21 protein-coding genes are annotated in these 22,090 nt (G+C 58.3%); 11 read left to right on the top strand and 10 right to left on the bottom strand.

Annotated elements, in window-relative coordinates:
- Window positions 1-106: 106 nt before the first annotated feature.
- A complete protein-coding gene (locus HA43_RS19295; protein WP_255402039.1) occupies window positions 107-229 on the top strand; it encodes a hypothetical protein in 123 nt (40 codons plus the stop codon).
- Window positions 230-403: 174 nt separating this feature from the next.
- Window positions 404-2,134 carry an arginine--tRNA ligase gene (gene argS / locus HA43_RS04295; protein ID WP_094111061.1) on the top strand — a complete coding sequence of 577 codons (1,731 nt, stop codon included), beginning with the start codon at window positions 404-406 and terminating at the stop codon, window positions 2,132-2,134.
- 45 nt (window positions 2,135-2,179) lie between these two features.
- Here argS and flhE read toward each other — a convergent pair whose 3' ends face one another.
- From flhE to flhB, 3 genes are read right to left on the bottom strand one after another with little or no spacing between them, the layout of a single operon-like run.
- Window positions 2,180-2,581 carry a flagellar protein FlhE gene (gene flhE / locus HA43_RS04290; RefSeq protein ID WP_071668897.1) on the bottom strand — a complete coding sequence of 134 codons (402 nt, stop codon included), beginning with the start codon at window positions 2,579-2,581 and terminating at the stop codon, window positions 2,180-2,182.
- Entirely contained in the window at window positions 2,581-4,668 is a 2,088-nt protein-coding gene (flhA, locus tag HA43_RS04285; RefSeq protein WP_039384912.1) for a flagellar biosynthesis protein FlhA, read from the bottom strand. Before flhA ends, flhE begins: the two co-directional genes overlap by 1 nt.
- Window positions 4,661-5,815, bottom strand: coding sequence for a flagellar biosynthesis protein FlhB (gene flhB, locus HA43_RS04280; RefSeq protein ID WP_039384913.1), 1,155 nt, complete (start codon window positions 5,813-5,815; stop codon window positions 4,661-4,663). Before flhB ends, flhA begins: the two co-directional genes overlap by 8 nt.
- 594 nt (window positions 5,816-6,409) lie before the next feature.
- Here flhB and HA43_RS04275 point away from each other — a divergent pair.
- From HA43_RS04275 to HA43_RS04240, 8 genes are all read left to right on the top strand, one after another.
- On the top strand, window positions 6,410-6,898 hold the full coding sequence (locus tag HA43_RS04275; RefSeq protein ID WP_039385979.1) for a hypothetical protein: 489 nt from the start codon (window positions 6,410-6,412) through the stop codon (window positions 6,896-6,898).
- An 85-nt stretch (window positions 6,899-6,983) separates the two neighbouring features.
- Window positions 6,984-8,198, top strand: a complete 1,215-nt coding sequence (icmH, locus tag HA43_RS04270) for a type IVB secretion system protein IcmH/DotU (RefSeq protein WP_094111060.1) — start codon at window positions 6,984-6,986, stop codon at window positions 8,196-8,198.
- Entirely contained in the window at window positions 8,198-10,312 is a 2,115-nt protein-coding gene (tssM, locus tag HA43_RS04265; RefSeq protein WP_094111059.1) for a type VI secretion system membrane subunit TssM, read from the top strand. The genes icmH and tssM overlap by 1 nt, the downstream gene beginning before the upstream one ends.
- Before the next feature lie 13 nt (window positions 10,313-10,325).
- Window positions 10,326-11,024: a type VI secretion system-associated protein TagF gene (gene tagF / locus HA43_RS04260; protein WP_071668900.1), complete on the top strand. Its 699-nt coding sequence runs from the start codon at window positions 10,326-10,328 to the stop codon at window positions 11,022-11,024.
- Between the two features lie 33 nt (window positions 11,025-11,057).
- Window positions 11,058-12,188, top strand: coding sequence for a type VI secretion system-associated FHA domain protein TagH (tagH, locus tag HA43_RS04255; RefSeq protein ID WP_094111058.1), 1,131 nt, complete (start codon window positions 11,058-11,060; stop codon window positions 12,186-12,188).
- Window positions 12,185-12,961: a PP2C family protein-serine/threonine phosphatase gene (locus tag HA43_RS04250; RefSeq protein WP_071668902.1), complete on the top strand. Its 777-nt coding sequence runs from the start codon at window positions 12,185-12,187 to the stop codon at window positions 12,959-12,961. Before tagH ends, HA43_RS04250 begins: the two co-directional genes overlap by 4 nt.
- Window positions 12,962-12,976: 15 nt before the next feature.
- Window positions 12,977-13,927, top strand: a complete 951-nt coding sequence (locus HA43_RS04245) for a hypothetical protein (RefSeq protein ID WP_094111057.1) — start codon at window positions 12,977-12,979, stop codon at window positions 13,925-13,927.
- Between the two features lie 64 nt (window positions 13,928-13,991).
- Window positions 13,992-15,410 (top strand): serine/threonine protein kinase, encoded by a 1,419-nt coding sequence (locus tag HA43_RS04240; RefSeq protein WP_094111056.1) that lies wholly within the window; start codon window positions 13,992-13,994, stop codon window positions 15,408-15,410.
- Here the strand turns inward: HA43_RS04240 and HA43_RS04235 are convergent.
- Complete coding sequence (locus HA43_RS04235; RefSeq protein ID WP_169713300.1) at window positions 15,407-16,081, bottom strand: gamma-glutamylcyclotransferase; 675 nt, start codon at window positions 16,079-16,081, stop codon at window positions 15,407-15,409. The genes HA43_RS04240 and HA43_RS04235 overlap by 4 nt on opposite strands.
- A gap of 231 nt (window positions 16,082-16,312) precedes the next feature.
- Window positions 16,313-16,543 (bottom strand): putative cation transport regulator ChaB, encoded by a 231-nt coding sequence (gene chaB, locus HA43_RS04230; RefSeq protein WP_039384929.1) that lies wholly within the window; start codon window positions 16,541-16,543, stop codon window positions 16,313-16,315.
- A 366-nt stretch (window positions 16,544-16,909) separates the two neighbouring features.
- On the opposite strand from chaB, the gene chaA reads away from it, so the two are divergent.
- The gene (gene chaA / locus HA43_RS04225) at window positions 16,910-17,995 is read left to right on the top strand and encodes a sodium-potassium/proton antiporter ChaA (protein WP_039384935.1); all 1,086 of its coding nucleotides are present in this window, start codon (window positions 16,910-16,912) and stop codon (window positions 17,993-17,995) included.
- A 63-nt stretch (window positions 17,996-18,058) separates the two neighbouring features.
- Here the strand turns inward: chaA and kdsA are convergent, their stop codons facing one another.
- The 5 genes from kdsA to prfA are packed head-to-tail and all read right to left on the bottom strand — an operon-like array spanning window position 18,059 to window position 22,066.
- A complete protein-coding gene (gene kdsA, locus HA43_RS04220; protein WP_039384940.1) occupies window positions 18,059-18,913 on the bottom strand; it encodes a 3-deoxy-8-phosphooctulonate synthase in 855 nt (284 codons plus the stop codon).
- Between the two features lie 24 nt (window positions 18,914-18,937).
- Window positions 18,938-19,747, bottom strand: coding sequence for an invasion regulator SirB1 (gene sirB1, locus HA43_RS04215; RefSeq protein WP_039384942.1), 810 nt, complete (start codon window positions 19,745-19,747; stop codon window positions 18,938-18,940).
- Window positions 19,744-20,142, bottom strand: a complete 399-nt coding sequence (locus tag HA43_RS04210) for a SirB2 family protein (protein WP_039384943.1) — start codon at window positions 20,140-20,142, stop codon at window positions 19,744-19,746. Before HA43_RS04210 ends, sirB1 begins: the two co-directional genes overlap by 4 nt.
- An 11-nt stretch (window positions 20,143-20,153) precedes the next feature.
- Entirely contained in the window at window positions 20,154-20,984 is an 831-nt protein-coding gene (prmC, locus tag HA43_RS04205) for a peptide chain release factor N(5)-glutamine methyltransferase (protein WP_094111055.1), read from the bottom strand.
- A complete protein-coding gene (gene prfA, locus HA43_RS04200) occupies window positions 20,984-22,066 on the bottom strand; it encodes a peptide chain release factor 1 (RefSeq protein WP_094111054.1) in 1,083 nt (360 codons plus the stop codon). The genes prmC and prfA overlap by 1 nt, the downstream gene beginning before the upstream one ends.
- Between the last annotated feature and the right edge of the window lie 24 nt (window positions 22,067-22,090).

Here is a 22,090-nt window from a genome sequence, read left to right as displayed (position 1 = left end):
TGACGAATCTTTACACAATGAGATAACTCTTATTTGGGCGCCAATGAATTGCAGATAACCCCCCTTTCTTATAAATTTGAGTTTCTACCTCACAAGGAACGGCTCTATGTCTATGCTCATTGTTGTCGCGGTTCTCATTGCATTAACGGGATTCGCCATTTCCCGTCACTGGAAGGTGCGTGAAGACAAAAGCGTCAAAAATCCTCGTCGTCACCCGCGCCGCCGTTAATCGGCGCGCGGTTTTGCCGTCAGCTGACCAGTCCGGGCCGACTGCTGTTGCTGACGCATCCTAACATTTCACGTATACTTCCCCTCTCTTTTTTTCCATCCCGACACAAGCGCGGGATGATGGTATCGGCTCGTCCTCTGCTGACGGGCCTTTTCAGCATATGAAGGTAACGCGGTGAATATTCAGGCTCTTCTTTCCGATAAAGTCAGTCAGGCGATGCGTGCAGCGGGTGCGCCCGACGATTGCGAACCGCTGGTTCGTCAGTCAGCTAAAGTCCAGTTTGGTGATTATCAGGCGAACGGCATCATGGGCGCGGCAAAACGGCTGGGCCAGGCACCGCGTCAGCTGGCTGAACAGGTGGTGAAGCATCTGGATCTGACCGGCATTGCCAGTCATACCGAGATTGCAGGGCCTGGCTTTATCAATATTTTCCTCGATCGCCAGTGGCTGGCACAGCAGGCCGCGCAGGCGCTGCAGCAGCCCGATCTCGGCGTCAGCAAACCTGAACCGCAAACCATTGTTATCGACTACTCGGCACCTAACGTGGCGAAAGAGATGCACGTGGGCCACGTGCGCTCCACCATCATCGGCGATGCGGCGGTGCGGACGCTGGAGTTTCTGGGTCACAATGTGATCCGGGCTAACCACGTCGGCGACTGGGGTACGCAGTTTGGCATGCTTATCGCCTATCTGGAAAAGCAGCAGAATGAAGATCATGCTGATATTGCTCTCGCCGATCTGGAAGCATTTTATCGCGAAGCAAAGCGTACTTACGATGAAGATGAAGCGTTCGCCGCGCGCGCGCGCAGCTATGTCGTCAAGCTGCAGGGCGGCGATGAGTATTGTCGCGTCATGTGGAAAAAGCTGGTTGATATCACCATGAGTCAGAATCAGCTGGTCTATGACCGTCTGAATGTCACCCTGACGCGTAATGATGTCATGGGAGAGAGCCTCTACAACGATATGCTGCCAGGCATTGTCGCTGACCTGCGTGAAAAGGGTCTGGCGGTCACCAGCGAAGGCGCGACGGTGGTTTTCCTTGATGAGTATAAAAACAAGGAAGGCGAGCCGATGGGCGTTATCATCCAGAAAAAGGATGGCGGCTATCTCTATACCACTACCGATATCGCCTGCGCGAAATATCGCTATGAAACGCTGCACGCCGATCGCGTGCTCTACTATATCGACTCGCGCCAGCATCAGCACCTGCAGCAGGCGTGGACCATCGTACGTAAAGCGGGCTATGTGCCAGCCTCGGTGCCGCTTGAGCACCACGCCTTCGGCATGATGCTGGGCAAAGATGGCCGTCCGTTTAAAACCCGCAGCGGCGGCACCATCAAGCTGGCGGATCTGCTGGATGAAGCCGTTGAACGCGCCCACACGCTGGTCAGCGCTAAAAATCCGGAGATGTCGCCGCAGGAACTGGCCGATCTGGCGGAAATTGTTGGCATCGGCGCGGTTAAATATGCCGATCTCTCCAAGAGCCGTACCACAGATTACATTTTCGACTGGGACAACATGCTGGCATTTGAGGGCAATACCGCGCCTTATATGCAGTATGCCTATACCCGCGTCCTGTCGGTGTTCCGTAAAGCGGGTCTGGATGCAGAGACTCTGAGCGGTGAGATTACGCTGACGGATGAGCGCGAAGCGCTGCTGGCCACGCGCCTGCTGCAGTTTGAAGAGGTGATCACGCAGGTTGCGCGTGATGGTACGCCGCATGTTATGTGTGCTTATCTGTATGACCTGGCCGGACTCTTCTCCGGCTTCTATGAGCACTGCCCGATTCTGGCGGCTGAAGAGGCGTCTGTACGCAACAGCCGCCTGCAGCTGGCGGCTCTCACCGCGAAGACCCTGAAACAGGGGCTGGATACGCTGGGGATTAAAACCGTCGAACGGATGTAATGACGGCAGCTGATAAAAAACCCGCCTTGTGCGGGTTTTTTGTTATTACCGATAGTTTACGGTCACTTCACTGCTGAGCACCCGCAGACCCGGCGGCAGCGCTCCCTGCCCCTGAAAGCCAAACGCCAGATAGAGCGGCTCTTCGGCCGGGATCAGCGCCAGACCGCGCGTGGATCCGCTGGCACCATCCAGCTCCACGCAGCGCTGGCTGGCGCAGAGGCGCACCACCAGCCCGGACGGTGCCGGACGGCTGAGCTGATAGCGCCAGTTCACCACGGCGATGTTGCCGGGTGCCGCAGAAGGCGCCCTGAGCGCTGGCGATAACAGCCAGCTGCCGCGTGCCCCAAGTCCGGGACCGCTGACGCTGGCGCTCCACGCACCGGTAGCGGCTATGCCCGCCAGCGGTGTGAACAGCAGCAGCAACATTAACGGATAGCAGCGCCGCATTATTTGCCTCCAATCGTGGCGGTCATACGGATCTGGCGATTGTCACTCAGCTCCAGATTGGAAAGTACCACCAGCTGCGGCAGGTTACGCCGCAGGAAGCGCGCCAGCAGCGCACGCAGCGGATGGTTCACCAGCAGGACCGGCGGCGCACCGCTCATCTCCTGCTGCTGCAGCGCCGCCTGTGCCTGCATCAGCAGACGATCGGCCAGCCCTGGCTCCAGGCCACCGCCGCCCTGCAGCGCCTGCAGCAGCAGACGCTCCAGCATGGCATCCAGGCCAATAACCTGCACCTCTCCGCTGCCCGGGAACCACTGCTGGGTGATCGCCCGCCCCAGCGCCACGCGTACTACGCTGGTCAGCTCCTGTGGGTCGCTCTGCACCGGCGCGTGCTCCGCCAGCGTTTCGATGATGGTGCGCATATCCCTGATTGATACCCGCTCGGTAAGCAGGTTCTGCAGCACTTTATGCAGCGTGGTCAGGCTGATTACCCCCGGCACCAGATCTTCCGTCAGCTTCGGCATCTCCTGAGTAACGCGATCCAGCAGCTGCTGCGCCTCCTGCCGGCCAAACAGCTCGCTGGCGTACTGTCCAATCAGGTGGTTGAGGTGCGTTGCCACCACGGTGCTTGCCTCGACCACGGTATAACCCTGAATCTGCGCCTGCTCTTTCAGGGCGCTGTCGATCCAGATCGCCGCCAGGCCAAACGCCGGATCAACGGTAGGCTCGCCCGGCAGGCTGCCGGCTGCGGTGCCGGGATTAATGGCCATCCAGCGGCCAGGGTAGGCGTCACCGCTGCCAATCTCCACGCCTTTCATCAGAATGCGATAGCGTGCGGGCGGCAGCTCCATGTTGTCGCGGATATGTACCACCGGCGGCAGAAAACCAACCTCCTGTGCCACTTTCTTACGGATGCTGCGGATACGGCCCAGCAGCTCGCCATTCTGGGTATGGTCAACCATCGGAATGAGGCGATAGCCCACTTCCATTCCCAGCGAATCCTCCAGCTGAACGTCGGTCCAGGAGGCCTCAACCGTGGCGGGCGTCTCCTGGGTTTTCATCAGGCTGGCTGATTCAGGCTGCTTCTTCGGCTGCATCTCACGGCCGCGCAGCCACCAGGCAAGCCCGAGCAGCGCGCCGGTAAACAGCAGAAAGACAAAGTTAGGCATGCCGGGCACCAGACCAAGCAGGCCGATTACCCCGGCGCTGAGCATCAGCACGCGTGGATTATTAAACAGCTGCCCGACCATCTGCTCACCGACATCCTGGTCAGTGGCGACGCGGGTGACGATGACGCCTGCTGCCGTGGAGATCACCAGCGCCGGGATCTGCGCCACCAGGCCATCACCGATAGTCAGCAGCGTATAGGTCTCACCGGCGTGGCCAACATCCATCCCATGCTGCACAACGCCCACCAGCAGGCCGCCAATGACGTTGATCACCATGATGAGAATACCGGCGACGGCATCCCCGCGCACAAACTTGCTGGCACCATCCATTGAACCGTAGAAATCGGCCTCCTGCGTCACTTCGGAACGGCGACGCTTGGCCTCATCTTCGCCAATCAGACCGGCGTTAAGATCGGCATCAATCGCCATCTGCTTGCCGGGCATTCCGTCCAGTACAAAGCGGGCGCCAACTTCCGCAATACGTCCGGCGCCTTTGGTGATGACCATGAAGTTGATGATCACCAGAATGATAAACACCACAATACCGATGGCAAAGTTACCACCGACCAGAAAGTGGCCAAACGCTTCTACGACGCGGCCCGCTGCGTCGGCCCCGGTATGTCCTTCCAGCAGAATGATACGGGTGGAGGCGACGTTCAGCGCCAGGCGTAATAGCGTTGAGAACAGCAGTATGGTGGGGAACGCCGCAAACTCCAGGGTGCGCTGGGTGAACATCGCCACCAGCAGCACCATGATCGATAGCGCGATATTAAAGGTAAACAGCAGATCGAGAATGAAGGCGGGCAGCGGCAGCACCATCATCGACAGGATCAACATTATCAGCACCGGTCCTGCCAGCACCTGCCATTGCGTCTCTTTAAAACTGCCCGGTAAACGCAGCTTTTCGGCCAGATTAGCCATCGTCTCTGTTCTCTCCTGCAAAGTCCATCTCTGCCGGGACCGGCAGATGCTTAGGTTTGGTCGGGATCAGGCCGCCTTCGCGCTTCCAGCGCCGCAGCTGCCAGACCCAGGCCAGCACTTCCGCTACGGCAGCGTACAGCGCACCGGGGATAAACTGACCAATTTCAGTATGCCGATAGAGCGCTCGCGCCAGCGGCGGCGCTTCAAGGATCGGCACGCGGTGCTCTTTTGCCACTTCACGGATGCGCAGCGCGATGTCACCTGCGCCTTTCGCCACCACTTTTGGCGCATTCATCTTGCCTTCCTGATACTGCAGCGCCACTGAGTAGTGCGTCGGGTTCGTCACAATCACGTCAGCTTTCGGTACATCAGCCATCATGCGGCGGCGGGCCGCCGCGCGCATCGCCTGGCGGATCCGCCCCTTCACGTGCGGATCGCCCTCATTCTGTTTATGTTCGTCGCGGATCTCCTGACGCGTCATGCGCAGCTTTTTGAAATAGCTGTAGAGCTGCCAGAACACATCAAAACCGACCATCGGAAACAGACCCAGCATCACCAGCCCGCAGCTGGTGGCGACCATACTCAGGCCATGGTGCAGCGCGTTAACCGGCGATTCCGCGATCAGCCGCAGCATCTCCTGCCAGTGGCTCCAGAGATACCAGCCCGCTACCACCCCTACCAGCACCGCCTTGAGGATCGCCTTCACCAGTTCAGCCGCGCTCTGGCCGGAAAAGAGGCGTTTTATGCCTGGCAGCGGGTTGAGCTTCTTAAAATCGAGTTTGATCGACTTACCGCTGATATGAATGCCGCCCAGCGCCATCGGGGCCGCCATGGCAACAATTACCAGCCCGCCCATCAGCGGCAGCAGCGCCACCACTGCCTGCATGACCAGATTGCCGATATGCGCCACAATAATTTTGTCATCGTTCACCATACCGTGATCGAAGCGAAAGCCGGTTGCCACCATACGGGCAAGCTGTGTGGCCATGTGGGAACCGCCAAGCCAGAGGATCATCAGCCCGGTCAGCAGCATCAGCACCGATGTCAGCTCGCGCGATCGCGGGATCTGCCCCTCTTCCCGCGCTTTCTCAAGTCGGTGGGGGGTGGGCGATTCTGTTTTGTCCTCGCTGCTACTCTCTTCAGACACAGCACACCTCAGCTGGCAGAAATTCTGAGCACAGGATGACAAACTTACCCGGGAGTGAAGCGCGGATTAAACCACGAAATAACCTGCTTATTGCGTCATAAGTAAAATCGTTGTCGTGCCCTGTCCGTTTTCTCAGCAGAAACAGCGCACAAAAGACGTGACGCGATCGGGGTTTTGGGGATCTGAACAGGCGCGGAAAATCTTAAAATGAGAATTTTCTGCAAAGAGATCACATTATTAATTTCACTGTAAAAAATAAATTTTTATAATGCTTTATCCCGGACAGACGTTTGCCTGAAAAGATTCTTCGCTACCCGGCCTGCCCGATGCCGGGTGAACCGTAAAAGTCGCTTAACTGTTGCAGCCTTCTGCAGACCTCCTCTGCGGCTTCAGGCGTGATGTTATGGTGCTAACACGCAATTTACCGCGATGCAATAGTTTGAATTCTCAAAAGTCTTAGGTAGACTGAGACGCACGTTGTCCTGAAGAGATCTGGCTGTTTTTCGTGGTTTTTTCGCAACACACTATGTTCATACTCGCCGGGTACGCCCACTGTTACTCTGCAATTAATCTGATGGAATGATAAGGATGATGGTGAAAAAAACGCTTATGCTTACGCTGCTGGCGACCCTGACGCTGGCCGGGTGCAAAACCCCGCCGCCGGCAGTGACAGAGGATACGCTGGTAACCAGTACGGTTAACGGCGTTACCCTGACGCATCGTTATGCGGTTGCCGCACCGGCAGAGTTCACCCCCGTCAACGCATCCTGGCGCGCACTCTACGCCGCTTCCGTTATGACCACCCCTGACTACGGCGGTAAAGTCGTGCGCTACCTTGATAACGCCCAGCGCTTTGAAGTGCTTGGCCGGGTGGAGCATAACTGGCTGGCGATTGCTGAAGAGCCTGAAGGCCAGCTGATAGGCTATATCCCCCCTAAAGCGGCCGTTGAGACCAGCCGCTATGACGCCACGTTGCGCAGCGATCGCCCGAAACCGCGTCGTGCTAAACAGGTGTGCGTGGCAGTAGGCGGTGCCAGTAAGGCGTGCCGCACCACTGATACCGCGACCTGGATCCTGGATTGAGTCAACAATCTGGCGCATATTGGCGACAGTCATACCGCAGTTTATGGCAAAATAGCGCCGTCATCGCCAGGAAAAACGAGAGTTAATGATGCAGGATCCCATTGCCCGCGAGGATATCAGCGCGGGCAACGATAACCTTTTGCTGAACGCCGCCGCCCCGGTGCTGAATGCTGTTGTCCGCATCCGGCAGGCTGCCACGCATGACGATCCGGCCGGGTTGCGCCAGCTGCTGATTGATGAAATCCGGCTGTTTGAACAGCGCTGCAAGCAGGCTGGCCTGCCGTTTGAGATGATTATCGGCGCACGCTACTGTCTTTGCAGCGTGCTGGATGAGGCGGCGGCACAGACGCCGTGGGGGACGCGCGGCGTCTGGTCAGGCAACGGCATGCTGGTGAGTTTTCACAATGAGAGCTGGGGGGGTGAAAAATTCTTTCAGCTTCTCTCCCGCGTTTCACAAAGCCCGCAGCAGCATCTGTGGCTGCTTGAAGTCATCCATTACTGTCTGCTGCTGGGATATGAAGGTCGCTACCGCGGCAGCGAAAGCGGCCGCACACAGTGTGAAGGGATCCGTAAACGTCTGGCGCAGCTGATCCACGACGCGCGCGCTGCAGAGAGTAGCACCGCAACGCCGCTGGTCGAGGTGCATCCGTTAGTGAACAGCCTGACGCGGCCGATGGTCCCGCTCTGGGCCTGTGCCACCGTGGCAGCGCTTATCGCCTGCATGGTCTACAGCATGCTGAACTGGCGGCTCGGCAATGCGGCTGAACCGCTGCTGCGCGATATCTATCAGACTCCCCTGCCGCAGATCATGCCCGGACGACGCCCCGCTTCACCGCAGGCGCTGCTCGATCTGCGCCAGCGTCTGAATGATGTGATTGCCGCCGGTCAGCTGGAAGTCAGCGATGGCGCGTTTGGCAGCAAAGTCATTATTCCCGCCGATAAACTTTTTGTTCCGGACGGCACCGTTGTAAACCCGGTCGGCCGCGCGCTGCTGGCGCACGTCGCCAGCGCTATGAAAAGCGTTAAAGGAACCGTTCTGGTCTCGGTCTATACCGATAACCGCGCCGTCGATGGCCGTTTCGCCTCCAGCTATGAATTTTCACTGGCCCGCGCGCGCGCTATTACGCAGCTGCTGACGACGCAGCTGGCGTCGGGGCAGAGCGTTAAAGCTGAGGGGCGCGGCGACAGTAATCCGCTGCTGCCTAACGACAGCAATGAAAACCGCGCCCGCAACCGCCGGGTTGAGATCACACTCTTCGCTGCGCCGGAAGCAGCGGTTACCCCGGAGGGCCAACGCTGATGCGCACATCTGTTCGTCACCTGCTGACTCATCGCCTGCTCTGGAGTCTGATTGGTGTTACCGCCCTCAGCTGCCTGGTGTGGATGCTTGGCCCGCTCTGGGTATGGGGTGAGACCCGACCGCTGGAGCCGGTTTTCTCCCGGCAGCTGGCCGTGGCCCTGCTCTTTTTTTGCTGGACGCTGTTTCAGCTTATTCCGGCAATATGGCGCGGCTGGTTCAATAGCAAGCTGCTGAATCGTCTCCAGAGCATGAGTCAGGAAGAGCTCTCCGATCGTCACTCCACCGAACAGGTGCTGGCACAGCGCTTTAGCGAAGCCGCGCTGCGTCTGAAACGCACGCAGTTTGGTCGCCATCATCAAAAAAGCTGGCTGGCGCGTTTTCAGAGTCACTATCTTTATGAGCTTCCGTGGTATCTGATTGTCGGCGCACCGGGCGCGGGCAAAACCACCGCGCTGCTGAACGCCGGCCTCTCTTTTCCCCTTACGGATACGCACGGCAATAGCGCAGTGCGTGGCGTAGGCGGCACCCGTCACTGCGACTGGTGGTTTACCGACAGCGCCGTGCTGATCGACACCGCCGGGCGCTATGCGCTGCAGGAGAGCCAGCGCGCGCGCGACAGCGCCGAGTGGCAGAGCTTTATCAACCTGCTCAAGCGCTACCGCACGCGTCAGCCAATTAATGGCGTGATCCTCACCATCAGCGTGGCCGACCTGCTGACCGACACCGCAGAGGCGCGGCATGCGCAGGCCACGGCGCTGCGCTGCCGTATGGCTGAGCTGCATCAGCAAACCGGTATCCATTTTCCGGTCTATATCATGGTAACCAAAACGGATCTGCTGAAGGGATTTCTGAGCTTTCATGCGGGCCTCAGCAAGCCGCAGCGGGATGCCATCTGGGGATTTACCTTTCCCTGGGAGCCGGGCAAACCTCACAAAGACGAGTGGCAGAGCAGTTTTACGGCACGTTTTCAGCGGCTTGAGCAGCAGCTTAAGCAGCAGCTGTCGGAGCGCATGGCGGCCGACCGCGATCTGATGCAGCGCGCTGACAGCTTTCTCTTTCCGCAGGAGTTTGGTTCCCTGCGCCCGCTGCTTAATGAGTATCTTGACGTGATCTTCTCCCGTCATGAGGAGGATATTGCCTGGTCTGCCCGCGGGCTGTTTTTTACCAGCGGGACCCAGGAAGGCCTGCCGTTTGACCGCATTATGGGCGCCCTTAATCGCAAGCTGCAGCTGCCGCAGAGCGGTGACCACACCCTGGCAGCCTGGGACAGCGTTAACCGCAGTAATCCTATTCCAGGCAATAAAGGCCAGAGCTACTTTATCCGCGATCTGCTCAGCGAACTGGTGTTTCGCGAAAGCGGCCTTGCCGGCAGCAACCGCCACTGGGAATACCGCAACCGTCTGCTGCACTGGATCGGCTATGGCGCGCTGGCGGGTGCGCTGATCCTGCTGTGCGGCTTATGGCTTACCAGCTATGTGCAAAACCAGCGCTATCTTGATCAGGTGGCGAGCCGTATTGCGCCCCTGACGCAGCAGAGTCAGCAGGTCACACATCAGCCCGTCGATAATATTTTTGATCTGCTACCCTTTTTAAATAACCTGGTTAAGCTGCCGCTGTCCGAGCGCTTTTCGCTGGATAATCCGCCGCTTACTATGCGCGCCGGACTCTATCGCGGCACACAGGTCAGCGACGCGGCCTGGGTGCTTTATCAAAATGCGCTTAAGTCTCTGCTGCTGCCGCGGGTGGCGCAGCAGATCACGCATTTGCTGCGCGACGATCCTGGCACCGATAACGCTTACAGCCGCAACGCGCTGCGCGCCTATCAGATGCTTTATCAGCCGCGAAATTACGACGGCACGTTTCTGCGCAGCTGGCTGATCGAAAATCTGCAGCGCACGCTGCCGGCCGATGTCAGCGTGCGCGATCTGCAGCAGCTCGACTGGCATCTCAGTCAGCTGCTCGATCAGCAGATACAATCTTCACCCTATGCACGTGATAACGCGCTGATGATGCGCAAGCTTGCAGAAAACCTGAAACGGGCGGGTCAGGAGAGCAGCGTGCTGGCGACCGCGCCAGAGGCCTCTGCCGGACAGCTGACCCGCTATAGTGAGTGACGGTGAGGTAAACATGGCGAACCACAGCGTGCCGGGCTGGTATGGCAAACTCCCCGCTACCGGCGATTTTTTGCGGCAGCGCCTGAGCGAGGCTACGGTCTCCCCCTGGAGTCACTGGTTTCAGCAGGGACTCACCCACTGGCATCAGCAGCAGCACGCCAGCACGCAGCTCTTTTTGCGCGCGCCGGTGTGGAACTTTGTTCTGCCGCTGTCGCCGCTGCGTCAGCAGGTGCAGATGGGCTGCCTGCTGCCCTCGTGCGATCGCGTAGGACGCGCCTGGCCGCTGCTGGCCCTGCGCACCTTTACGCTGAATGAGTGGCACCCGGCGCAGCTGACTATCTCCGGCGACTGGTTTCGCGAACTGGGCGGGCTGCTCTGGTCAGCGGTGCGCGAGCGCACCCTGCCGGAGAGCCTGGAAGCAGAGATGCAGCAGCTCTCACCCCTGCTGGTGCCCGGCAATCAGCGCAGCGATATTATGGATGTCATCGGTTTTGCGGATCTTCCCTGCACCCTGAGCTGGCAGGAAGTGGCAGAACGGTTTGAACCGCAGCAGCATATCAGCTACTGGTGGAGTAATCGCAGTGACGGCTTTGCCCACGCCACCCATAAACACAGCGGCCCGCTGACCGCAGAGCTTTTTTCACTGTTATTTAACCCGGCGGCGGGTGCGCAGCCGGGACGTAATGGCCTCTATCCACCCATGTTTGAATAAGCCGGCACGTTTGCCTTGTTAACGGGATGACTCATGCAATTTACCTTTGTGCAGTGCGATACGGATGTGCCCGCCAGAAGCGTCACCTTTATGCCGCCTGGCGGCACCATTGGCCGCAGTCAGGATAACGATCTGATCCTGCCTGATGAGACGCGCGCCATCTCACGCCTGCAGGCGCTTGTCCATCTCTCTGCCGAAGGGGAATGCCGTCTGACCGCACAGGGCAGCGTGACGGCGATTGAGCTCAATGGTCAGGTGGTGCAGCGGGGTGCCCAGGCCCTGCTGCAGCATGGCGATCGGCTGCAGATTGGTCAATATATGCTGGAAATTACCGATCCTGCGCATCAGCCTGCGCTACAGGACGATCCGCTGTCGTTTTTTAGCGAGGACGCCAGCGATCCACTTGGCATGCAGCAGGAGGCCGTCCTGAGTGCTGAGCTGATGCCGGGACCCCCTGCCCCGGTACGTCAGGAGCGGCGGCCCGATCCGCGGCTGGCCATCGATCCCGCCCGAGACAGCGCACCGCAAACCCGCCTGCCTGCAGAAGCCGGCGAGGAGAAGCTTATCGCCGCTCTGCTGGAGGGAATGGGACTCAATAATGGTCATCAGACATCGCTCGGTGAAGAGCAGATGCGCGTTACCGGTCGTATGCTCAGCCTGTTTTCTCAGGGAACCGTTGCCCTGCTCTCCTCGCGTTCAATTCTTAAGCGCGGCGTGAAAGCGGATATGACCATGATTCTGAACGAAGCCAACAATCCGTTTAAGATCCTGCCTTCCGGCAAAACCGTGCTGATGCAGATGTATCAGAGCCAGATGCCGGGTTTTATGCCGCCTGAAGCCGCAGTGCGCGATGCGCTGGTAGATTTGCAGGCGCATCAGCTGGGCATGATCGCCGGTATCCGGGCGATCATTGCTGCCATGTTGCAATCGTTTAATCCGCAGCGGCTGGAAGATCGCGCGCGCGAGGATGGCGCTCTGCCTAAAATCGCCTTCAGCAGCGGGCGCAAGGCCGCCCTGTGGGACGCCTTTACGCGACACTATCAGCGCACTGCCGGCGAGATTGAAGATGACTTCCATACGCTGTTTGGCGAAGCGTTTCTCAACGCGTATGACATGGAAGTTAATCAGTATAAAGATTCACAGACGCGGACGGATGAGACATGAAAATGATGTTTGCCAGCCGCTGTCAGCAGGGCCGGCGTGACGAAAATCAGGATCGCACCGGTGCGCAACTCGACGACGAGCGCGCCTGCTTTCTGGTGTGTGATGGCGTAGCCGGATTACCCGGTGGCGACTACGCAGCGCAGCTGGTGCGCGATACGCTCCTCAGCGCGGTGCAAAACAGCCGCAGCTTTACGCCTGCCACTACCCAGGCGGCTATCACTCTTTGTCAGCAAACGCTGGCGGCTGAGCAGGGGAAGAATCCGAAATTTTCCCGCATGAGCACCACGCTCGCGGCTCTGTTTATTGACCGTGAAAAACAGCGTGCATGGTGGGCGCACGCCGGTGATAGCCGGGTTTATCACTTTCGTCATGGTACGCTATGTGAGGTAACCCGGGACCATAGTCTGGCCCAACATCTGCAAGAGGCAGGCTATGAAAATTCCGGCATTAACAGTAATTTACTTTATAATGCCCTCGGCACTGAGCCGGTACGCCCGGTGACCTTCAGCAGCGCGATTGACCTCCAGGACGGCGATGCGTTTCTGGTCTGCACGGATGGCTTCTGGCTCAACCTGACCACGCAGGAGATGGAACAGGCGTTACGCATGGTTAACGCCTGTGAAGAGTGGCTGACGCTGATGGAACAGGCGGTCAATCGCAGCGACAAGCGGGACAACCTGAGCGCGCTGGCAATCTGGATTGGCGAACCGCAGGATGCCACGCTGCTCTATTCTCAGGCTGATGCGGCGCGCTTTGTGCCGCCTCACTATTGATTTGCAAGGATCCCTATGAAAGTGTGGTTGTCGGGCATTGCCGCCCTGCTGCTGGCCCAGAATGCACAGGCAGAAGATTATCGTGTGGTCTATTCGCCCAGCCTGGCGCTCGAGGTCTGGATCGACAATGTTGCCAGTAAAGCGCCCGACGACTGGTGCAAAGAGACGCTGCCGTTACGTATTGTCTCCGGTAAAAGCAGCGACACGCGCATTCTCACCAGCTTCCTGCCCCGGGTAGGCACGCTGCTGGCGAACCAGTGCGGCAGCCTTGACGAGCTGCCGTGGCAGATGATGACCAAAGAAGGCAGCGTGCTGGCTAACGGCAGCGCAGCAAAACTGCAGAACTGGCGCCCGATTATCCTGAATGATGCAACCGCCAGCGCCAGCGCCACCACCGCCGCACCGCTGGATCTCTCCCGTCCGGCGGACAACACGCCGCTGCAGCACTTTGCGCTGCCGGGCGGCTGTCATTTCCGCACCTGGTGGGACGACAAAGGTGCTTCGCTGTTTATTCCTGATGCGCCGGCGCAGCGCTGCTCAACGGAAGGCTGGCTGGAAGGCGCAGCCAGCATAACGCTGCTGAGTAAAGGTGAACCTGCAACGCTGCCGGTGACCTTTTATCAGGGGTATCCGGTCGCCAGCCTCGCGACCGGCAGCAAACCGCTGGAAATTGTCGCAGTCAATAAACAGCGAATGATTGTGACCCGGCCGGACGCTGCCGGGAGCTGGCTGGTGTTGCCGTTTGATGCGCGGGAGCATGTCTGGCGCTTTGGCGGTACCCTGCTGATTCAGATGGATAAAAAAGCTGGCAGTGACAGCAGCACGGTGAAAACGCAGGTCGATCGTTTACGCGGCATCTGGTCGCCGCAGTTTATGCCACAGCAAAAAGTGACAGTGTTACTAATTGACACCCTGCATGCGGATCTCGCCGATCCGGCTATCGGTGCCTGGCGTAACATTAATTAATCAGCGATCGCTGCCTGCTGCCCCGCGGCAACAGGCACTACAGGATGTGTTCAGAGAACTCACTATGTCGGCAAACGAAAATCATATCCCTAATGCCCTGCCTGCGGGCTACCGGTTTAACGAGTTTGAAATCAGGGACGTCGTGGGCGGGGGCGGCTTTGGCATCGTCTACCGCGCCTGGGATCACCAGCTGGAACGGTTTATCGCCATCAAGGAGTATATGCCGCAGTCGCTGGCCGTGCGCGCTGCCGACATGTCGCTTGAACTGCGCGGTGAGCGCTTTCAGAAACTGTTCAACGCGGGCCGCAACAGCTTTATTCAGGAAGCACGCCTGCTGGCACGCTTTAATCATCCGGGGCTGCTGCACGTGCTGCGCTTCTGGGAAGAGAACGGCACCGCCTATATGGGCACGCTGTTCTATAGCGGTATGACGCTGAAAGCGTGGCAGGCGAGCCAGTCTGACGCCGTTGATGAAGCCTGGATCCGTCGCCTGCTTCCGCCGCTGTTTGGTGCCATCAACACCATTCATACTGCCGGCTATCTGCATCGCGACATCTCGCTGGATAATATTCAGATTCAGGATAACCAGCTGCCGGTACTGCTCGATTTTGGTTCAGCGCGTAAAGAGATCGGCAATCTGTCAGATGAAACTGAAATCATGCTGAAGCCGGGCTTTGCGCCGATCGAGCAATATAGCGAAGAGGGTGAGGTTGAACAGGGTCCGTGGACCGATATCTACGCGCTGGGGGCGGTATTACACACGCTGATTACCGGCCATGCGCCGCCGGTCAGCGTAGTGCGCTGCATTGAGGATAATTACCAGCCGCTTGCCGTCACCCGGCCTGAAGGCTATTCCCTGCCGCTGCTGCACGCCATCGACTGTGCGCTGGCGATGAAGCCTCAGGATCGTCCGCAGACCATCGACGCCTTTGCGCAGCTTATCGATCTGCCGGTGAGCGATGCCGAAGCGCTCAGCACGCCGCTGCCGGTTGTTGCCCTGCCCGCCGGGCTGCCGGAGACCGCCGCTGAACCGGAACCTCCGCTGGTGGCGGTGAATCCCGCCGCCGCCGCCGCTGAGCCGATCGCTGGCAGTGCAGCAGGCCGGCGCGTCTCGCCGGGTATAGTGGCGCTGGCTGCTGTGGCGCTGCTGGCTGTGGGTCTGGTCGTGTGGCAGACGGTGCGTCACAGTGAGACGCCGCCTGTCGCAGCCGCGCCGGAAGCCGCTGCGCCGGCAGCAACGAAGGTACCGGCGGCGGCGGCCAGTACGCCTGCCATTGCCACCATCTATCTGCAGCTGCATTCAGGCGAAAGCGTCGTGCTGAATGGTGAAGTGCAGGATGTGAAAGCCGCCAGCAGCGGTTTTGCGTCACTCAATCTCGCTGCCGGCAGCTATCGTCTTGAGGTGCGGCATGGCGACCAGGTGCGCAGCCAGGCCCTGACGATTAAGCAGCCTGGTACCTGGCTCATTAACCCCGGTAATTAAGCCTGAGGTGCGCTGCGCTGCTGCAGCGCTCTTACCTCAGCGGCAAGACGCGTCAGCGCGGCTTCCTGCATGCCGCGTCTGACCAGCTCCTGCTCAAGCGAGAAAAGATACTGCGCATTGGTTCCGAGCGGCCCGCTCGCCTGCGCAATCAGGGGTGCAATGGTACTGCGGCAGGAGTCATCCTCATATAGCGGATGACGCGGATCCATGATGAACACCAGCGCGGTAACGCGGCGTCCATCCTCCAGCTGCAGCTCACACCAGGTGGGCAGATAGCAGCCGGTGATCATCTCGCGCTTCCAGAGCAGCTCCAGTTCTTCATGCAGGCGCGCCTCCGGCAGACGAAAGGCCAGGCCGCTGGTGCTGCCGCCCTCTTTCAGCGCCAGCATGCGTCCGGGTGCGGCCTCGGTGCCCCGTCCGGCGGTGAGCCGCAGACAGAACGCACGATGCCACCCTTCCAGGCGCCCCGAAGCCACCTCCTCCGCGTCAAACACCGGGTTCCACATCAGCGAACCATAACCAAAGATCCACACCGGACTTTGATCGGGCCGACAGGCGAGCGTGGCAGAAAGCGAAGCGGCGCGCTTTTCACAGCTCCACAGCAGTGCTTCATCGATATCACCAAAGGATGTTTTGCAATCGGCTTTAAGTAAGAATTCCCGGGTTAACACTGCGATCTCCTCTACTGCCCTGGCATCCCGCACGCCTGGATCCCGAACCGGTATCCTGAAAACGACGCGCGTCGGCACAGTCAGAAACAGTAATGCATTCATTGCTGCGGTTTCAAGATTGTCCTGACGCTTTTCACATAAAGAACTGTTTCAGAGTATCGGCGGGCGGGAAAAAATAATGAGAGGATTAAAACCGGGGATGATGCGGGCTCTACAGGCCCGCAGCAGCAACTACTTTTTCGGATGCCACTTGTCGTCGTCACCTTTCACGTAGTCATGCTTTACTGCCGCCCAGGCGACCTTGTGTGCGACCTCTTCCCGTGATGCGTCGCCCCGCCGATCCTCTTTATCCTTGTACTGATCCCAGGCGCTGTTAAACGCGTTCTGGTAAATGGTTTGTGCATGAGCCGGCAGCACATGACGCACGCTGTCCGGCAGTTCGCTGGTTGATGAATAAGGCATAGCTCCTCCGGTATCAGGTATCACTTAAAGTCTGGAACAGCTTAGCTAAAATTCAAATGCTGTCTTTTGCCGCTCATAGCTTAAGTGGCCTGCATAAGGCAAAAAAAAGCCTGTCATTGCAGCCGTTAAACAACATTTTCTGTGCTCTGTCTGCTTACCCGCAGTTTATATTTAGCTGAATTGAAATATAAATATGACAATAACTTCCTGTTTAAGCCACCAGGAGCAATAAAGTGCAAAAAGTAAAGTCGCGTAAAAAAACTGTTCAGCGAGTGATGAAAAGCTACACTGCGCCAGTGTAATTAATGCGTATAGTTAACAGGCAATGACGCCGGTTTTTAAACATTTTGCTAATGGGGATGGTGAATGCCTGGACATGAGAAAACACGACACAGCGAGTTTTCGCTGATTCTTCCCGTTGCTGCGCTGACGGTGCTGACCTTTTTTGGCGATCAGACAGCGCTTCTGCCGGTTATCGGTATCAACCTGCTGGCACTGGTGGCTATTCTGAGCAGCGCTTTCAGCGTTGTGCGCCATGCTGACGTGCTGGCTCACCGGCTGGGCGAACCTTACGGCTCGCTGATCCTCAGCCTCTCCGTGGTGATTCTGGAGGTAAGCCTGATCTCTGCGCTGATGGCAACGGGCGACGCCGCACCGGCACTGATGCGCGACACACTCTATTCCATCATTATGATCGTCACATCCGGGCTGGTAGGCTGCGCGCTGCTGCTGGGAGGCAGAAAATTCGCTACTCAGTACGTCAATCTGGCCGGCGTCAAACAGTATATGATTGCCATCTTCCCGCTTGCCATTCTGGTACTGGTATTCCCGAACGCCCTGCCGGGCGGCAATTTCACCACCGCACAGGCGCTGATTATCGCGGCTATCTCTGCGGCGATGTATGGCGTTTTCCTGCTGATTCAAACCAAAACGCACCAGAGCCTGTTTGTCTATGAGCATGAGGATGAGGGGGACGATCCGCATCACGGTAAGCCTTCAGCACACAGCTCGCTGTGGCATACAATCTGGCTGATCGTCCATCTGATTGCGGTTATCAGCGTGACTAAAATGAACGCTAACCCGCTTGAGCTGCTGCTCACAGAGCTTAACGCTCCGGAACAGTTTACCGGCTTCCTCGTCGCGCTGCTGATCCTTTCACCGGAAGGGCTGGGTGCCATCCGGGCGGTACTGACCAACCAGGTGCAGCGCGCCATGAACCTGTTTTTCGGCTCCGTGCTGGCGACAATCTCACTTACCGTGCCCGCGGTCAGTATCATCGCCACGCTGACGGGTCAGACGCTGATTTTTGGCCTGGAGCCACCGCATATGGTCATGCTCATCGCCGTTCTGATCCTGTGCCATATTTCGTTTTCAACCGGCCGAACGAATGTGCTTAACGGTGCGGCACATCTGGCGCTGTTCGCCGGTTATCTGCTGACAATAATGCTCTGACCGGATACACCGCGAAAACAAAAAAGGCACCCTTACGGGTGCCTTTTTATTTGCCAGAGGCTGTCAGCTGCTGGTGTCCAGCGCCGGGAAGCTCTTGACCAGATCGTCAATCGCTTTCATCTGCGCCAGGAACGGCTCCAGTTTATCCAGCGGCAGCGCGGAAGGACCGTCGCATTTTGCGCTGTTTGGCTCCGGATGCGCTTCGATGAAGAGGCCGGCAATACCCACGGCCATACCGGCACGCGCCAGCTCGGCAACCTGAGCACGGCGACCGCCCGATGCGGCACCAAACGGATCGCGCGTCTGCAGCGCATGCGTCACGTCGAAAATGACCGGGCTGTTGTTAGTGACTTTCTTCATCACGTTAAAGCCCAGCATATCCACAACCAGGTTGTCATAACCGAAGTTGCTGCCGCGATCGCACAGGATAACTTTATCGTTACCGCCTTCCGCAAACTTATCCACGATATTGCCCATCTGGCCCGGGCTGACAAACTGCGGTTTTTTAACGTTAATTACCGCGCCGGTTTTTGCCATCGCCTCTACCAGGTCCGTCTGGCGTGCCAGAAACGCTGGCAGCTGAATAACATCAACCACATCGGCAACCGGCTGCGCCTGCCAGGATTCATGGACGTCGGTGATGATTTTCACGCCGAACGTCTGCTTCAGCTCCTGAAAAATCTTCATCCCCTCGTCCAGACCCGGACCGCGATACGATTTAATCGAGGAGCGGTTTGCCTTGTCAAAAGAGGCTTTGAAAACGTAAGGGATACCCAGCTTGTCGGTAACCGTCACGTAGTGCTCACAGATGCGCATCGCCAGCTCGCGTGATTCCAGTACGTTCATGCCGCCAAACAGCACAAACGGCAGATCGTTTGCGACATCGATATCGCCAATTTTAACTACTTTCTCTGTCATGACCTTTCCTTATGCCGGCAACGCTTAGTGTAGCGTGACCTGTTTCTGTTCGATTGCGTGGATCTGTACTTTAATCATTTCACTCACCGGATCTTCCGGGCACTGCTCAACAAAATAGGTTAAGTCAGTGAGCGCAATATGCTCGCACTCCAGCTGGGCGTAGATGAGACCGCGATCGCGGATTTCATAGGGATCGTCAGGATCGATTTCCAGCAGTACTTTACTGACATTCAGCGCCAGCTCCATCTGCTTCTCTTCCATCAGCGCCGCTTTCAGCGTGTCGAGCATTTTCCGCATTACGCTGAGCGTTTTGGCTTCATCCAGATCGTCGGTATAGAGTTTGGCCGTGGGGCTGATATTGCCCTTCAGCCAGACCTCAAGCGTATGGGTATCGAGCGTTTCACCGTTAAACGGATTGATCAGCCACATTTCGCCATCCAGCCAGTCTGCGCGCAGAATCAGCTGAGTCGGAAAAATCACCGGCATCAGCGGCAGCTCCAGCTGCTCGGCGATATGCAGCAGTATCACGCCGAGCGACACCGCCGTGCCCTGACGGCTTTTCAGCACTTTATCAATCCAGAGCGCATCTGAAAGGTTGTAGACACCGCTGGCGCCGCCAAAGCCCCATTCGCGATAGAACAGCTCCAGCAGCTTTTCCAGCCGCAGATCGGCATCTGTGGCGCTGCTGATATAGTCGCGCGCTTCTTCCACCAGCTTTGACAGCTGCTGCTGAACCGAAGGCGCGGAAAAATCGTCGCGGATGGCGCAGGTTGCACCGATAACCGCTTCACTTAACGGTGATTCATTAAAATCAAATTCTACTGATGAGGTCATACTATCCCCAAAATCGGCATTTTGGTCATCGCCAGTTTGCCTGCAAACAGCAGAGCAACCAGCGCAAGCAGGCAGGCGATCCAGCGCGTGCTCAGCTTCCGCGGACGACGACTCAGTGCCACAAAACCCAAGGCGACGTAGATAATAACCGCTAACAGCTTCTCCGTCAGCCAGCTTCCTTGTGGTGTGAAAGGATAAAAGTGAGTAATTATCACCAGCAGCGCGCCGCTCAGCAGTAAAAACGTGTCGCACAGGTGCGGCACAATCCGCACCCAGCGCTGCTGCAGCAAGCCTGAAGCGGTCGTCAGCCAGTAAAAGCGCAGCAGAAACAGGCTGACGCTGACTATCACGATAAAAATATGAAACTGCTTAATCTGCGGATACCAGCTGGCCATCCAGTGCCCCTTTATGCATATTGCCCAAGCGTCACGCGCGGATTGCCGCCGTAGTCGTTGAGAGTGGTAACCTGCTGATAGCCCTGCTCAAGCATCAGGGTGCGCACGTCGGCATCCTGCTGCCAGCCATGTTCCAGCAGCAGCCAGCCCTGCGGCTGCAGCCACGCCGGGGCGCTGTGAATGATAAAACGAATATCAGCCAGTCCGGCGTCATCGGCTACCAGCGCGCTGCGCGGCTCAAAACGCACGTCGCCCTGCAGCAGATGCGCATCGTCCATGTCGATATAAGGTGGGTTGCTGGCGATGAGGTGATAACGGATCGCAGGCAGGCTGTCAAACCAGTGGCTGAGCTGAAAGCGGGCGTTGGTGAGACCCAGCCGTGCCGCATTCTCCTGCGCCAGCGCAACGGCAGCGGGAATGCGATCGCAGCCGGTGATCTGCGCGTCAGGTCGTTCACTGGCGAGCGCCAGCGCAATAGCACCGGTGCCGGTGCCCAGATCAAGCACGTGACAGGGTCCCGCAGGCAGACGCAGCAGCGCCTGTTCCACCAGCACTTCAGTATCCGGACGCGGGATCAGCGTGGCGTCACTGACGCGCAGCGGCAGCGACCAGAACTCCCGCTCGCCCGTCAGGTGAGCGATCGGTTCACCCCGCTGACGGCGCGCCAGCAGCTGCTCCAGCTGTGCCAGCTGTGCGTCGCTCAGCGGGTGCTCATCAAAGGCCAGCAGCCAGCTGCGCGTTTTGCCGGTCACAAAGCTGAGCAGGATCTCGGCGTCCCGCTTCGGACTTTCGCCTCCGCTCAGCGCCGTCATAGCCAGCTGACGCCAGCGGCGGATCTCCATCAATCCTGTCCGGCCAGCGCGGCGAGCTGATCGGCCTGATACTCCTGAACGATCGGCTCGATCAGCGTATCCAGCTTGCCTTCCATGGTTTCATCCAGCCGGTAAAGCGTGAGGTTAATGCGGTGATCGGTCACGCGTCCCTGCGGGAAATTATAGGTGCGGATACGGTCGGAGCGATCGCCGCTGCCAAGCAGGTTGCGCCGGGTTGATGCCTCAGCCGCATGGCGTTTTGCCATCTCAGCCGCGTGAATACGCGCACCCAGCACCGCCAGCGCTTTGGCTTTGTTTTTATGCTGTGAACGCTCATCCTGACACTCAACCACAATGCCGGTAGGCAGGTGGGTGATGCGGATAGCGGAGTCGGTGGTATTGACGTGCTGCCCGCCCGCGCCTGAGGAGCGGAAGGTATCGATTTTCAGATCGGACGGATTAATGTCCGGCAGTTCCGCTTCCGGCAGCTCCGGCATAACGGCCACGGTACAGGCCGAGGTGTGGATACGCCCCTGCGATTCAGTTTCCGGCACGCGCTGAACGCGATGACCACCCGACTCAAACTTCATCCGCCCGTAAGCGCCCTCGCCCGTCACCCGCGCGATCACCTCTTTATAGCCGCCATGCTCGCCTTCATTGGCGCTCATGATCTCTACCTGCCAGCGCCGCCCTTCAGCGTAACGGCTGTACATCCGGAACAGATCGCCGGCAAAAATCGCCGCTTCGTCGCCGCCGGTTCCGGCACGCACCTCAATAAAGCAGGGGCGTTCGTCATCCGGATCTTTCGGCAGCAGCAGCACCTGCAGCTGCTGCTCCAGCACCTCGCGTTTGTCGCGCGCCAGTCTGAGTTCGTCCTGCGCCATTTCGCGCATTTCCGGGTCCTCAAGCAGCATTTCAGCGGTATCCACATCATCCTGCACCTGCTGCCAGTCGCGGAAGCAGCGGGTCACATCGCTCAGCTGGGCATATTCGCGTGACAGCGCGCGGAAACGTTCCTGATTGCCAATCACGCCGGCATCGCCCAGTAACGCTTCCACTTCTTCATGGCGTTCCTGTAACGCTTCCAGCTTGGCAATAATCGAGCTTTTCATCTAATTGTAGGTATCCCGGTGATA

It is taken from the genome of Pantoea eucrina, from assembly GCF_002095385.1.
In the GTDB taxonomy this organism is placed as follows: Bacteria; Pseudomonadota; Gammaproteobacteria; order Enterobacterales; family Enterobacteriaceae; genus Pantoea; species Pantoea eucrina.
This window is presented reverse-complemented; position numbering and strand designations above follow the sequence as displayed.

Coding starts and splice junctions, on each gene's coding strand:
- HA43_RS19295 (WP_255402039.1), top strand. CDS start 107: ATGTCTATGCTCATTGTTGTCGCGGTTCTCATTGCATTAACGGGATTC.
- flhE (WP_071668897.1), bottom strand. CDS start 2,581: ATGCGGCGCTGCTATCCGTTAATGTTGCTGCTGCTGTTCACACCGCTG.
- flhA (WP_039384912.1), bottom strand. CDS start 4,668: ATGGCTAATCTGGCCGAAAAGCTGCGTTTACCGGGCAGTTTTAAAGAG.
- icmH (WP_094111060.1), top strand. CDS start 6,984: ATGATGCAGGATCCCATTGCCCGCGAGGATATCAGCGCGGGCAACGAT.
- tssM (WP_094111059.1), top strand. CDS start 8,198: ATGCGCACATCTGTTCGTCACCTGCTGACTCATCGCCTGCTCTGGAGT.
- tagF (WP_071668900.1), top strand. CDS start 10,326: ATGGCGAACCACAGCGTGCCGGGCTGGTATGGCAAACTCCCCGCTACC.
- tagH (WP_094111058.1), top strand. CDS start 11,058: ATGCAATTTACCTTTGTGCAGTGCGATACGGATGTGCCCGCCAGAAGC.
- HA43_RS04250 (WP_071668902.1), top strand. CDS start 12,185: ATGAAAATGATGTTTGCCAGCCGCTGTCAGCAGGGCCGGCGTGACGAA.
- HA43_RS04245 (WP_094111057.1), top strand. CDS start 12,977: ATGAAAGTGTGGTTGTCGGGCATTGCCGCCCTGCTGCTGGCCCAGAAT.
- HA43_RS04240 (WP_094111056.1), top strand. CDS start 13,992: ATGTCGGCAAACGAAAATCATATCCCTAATGCCCTGCCTGCGGGCTAC.
- chaB (WP_039384929.1), bottom strand. CDS start 16,543: ATGCCTTATTCATCAACCAGCGAACTGCCGGACAGCGTGCGTCATGTG.
- chaA (WP_039384935.1), top strand. CDS start 16,910: ATGCCTGGACATGAGAAAACACGACACAGCGAGTTTTCGCTGATTCTT.
- kdsA (WP_039384940.1), bottom strand. CDS start 18,913: ATGACAGAGAAAGTAGTTAAAATTGGCGATATCGATGTCGCAAACGAT.
- sirB1 (WP_039384942.1), bottom strand. CDS start 19,747: ATGACCTCATCAGTAGAATTTGATTTTAATGAATCACCGTTAAGTGAA.
- HA43_RS04210 (WP_039384943.1), bottom strand. CDS start 20,142: ATGGCCAGCTGGTATCCGCAGATTAAGCAGTTTCATATTTTTATCGTG.
- prmC (WP_094111055.1), bottom strand. CDS start 20,984: ATGGAGATCCGCCGCTGGCGTCAGCTGGCTATGACGGCGCTGAGCGGA.
- prfA (WP_094111054.1), bottom strand. CDS start 22,066: ATGAAAAGCTCGATTATTGCCAAGCTGGAAGCGTTACAGGAACGCCAT.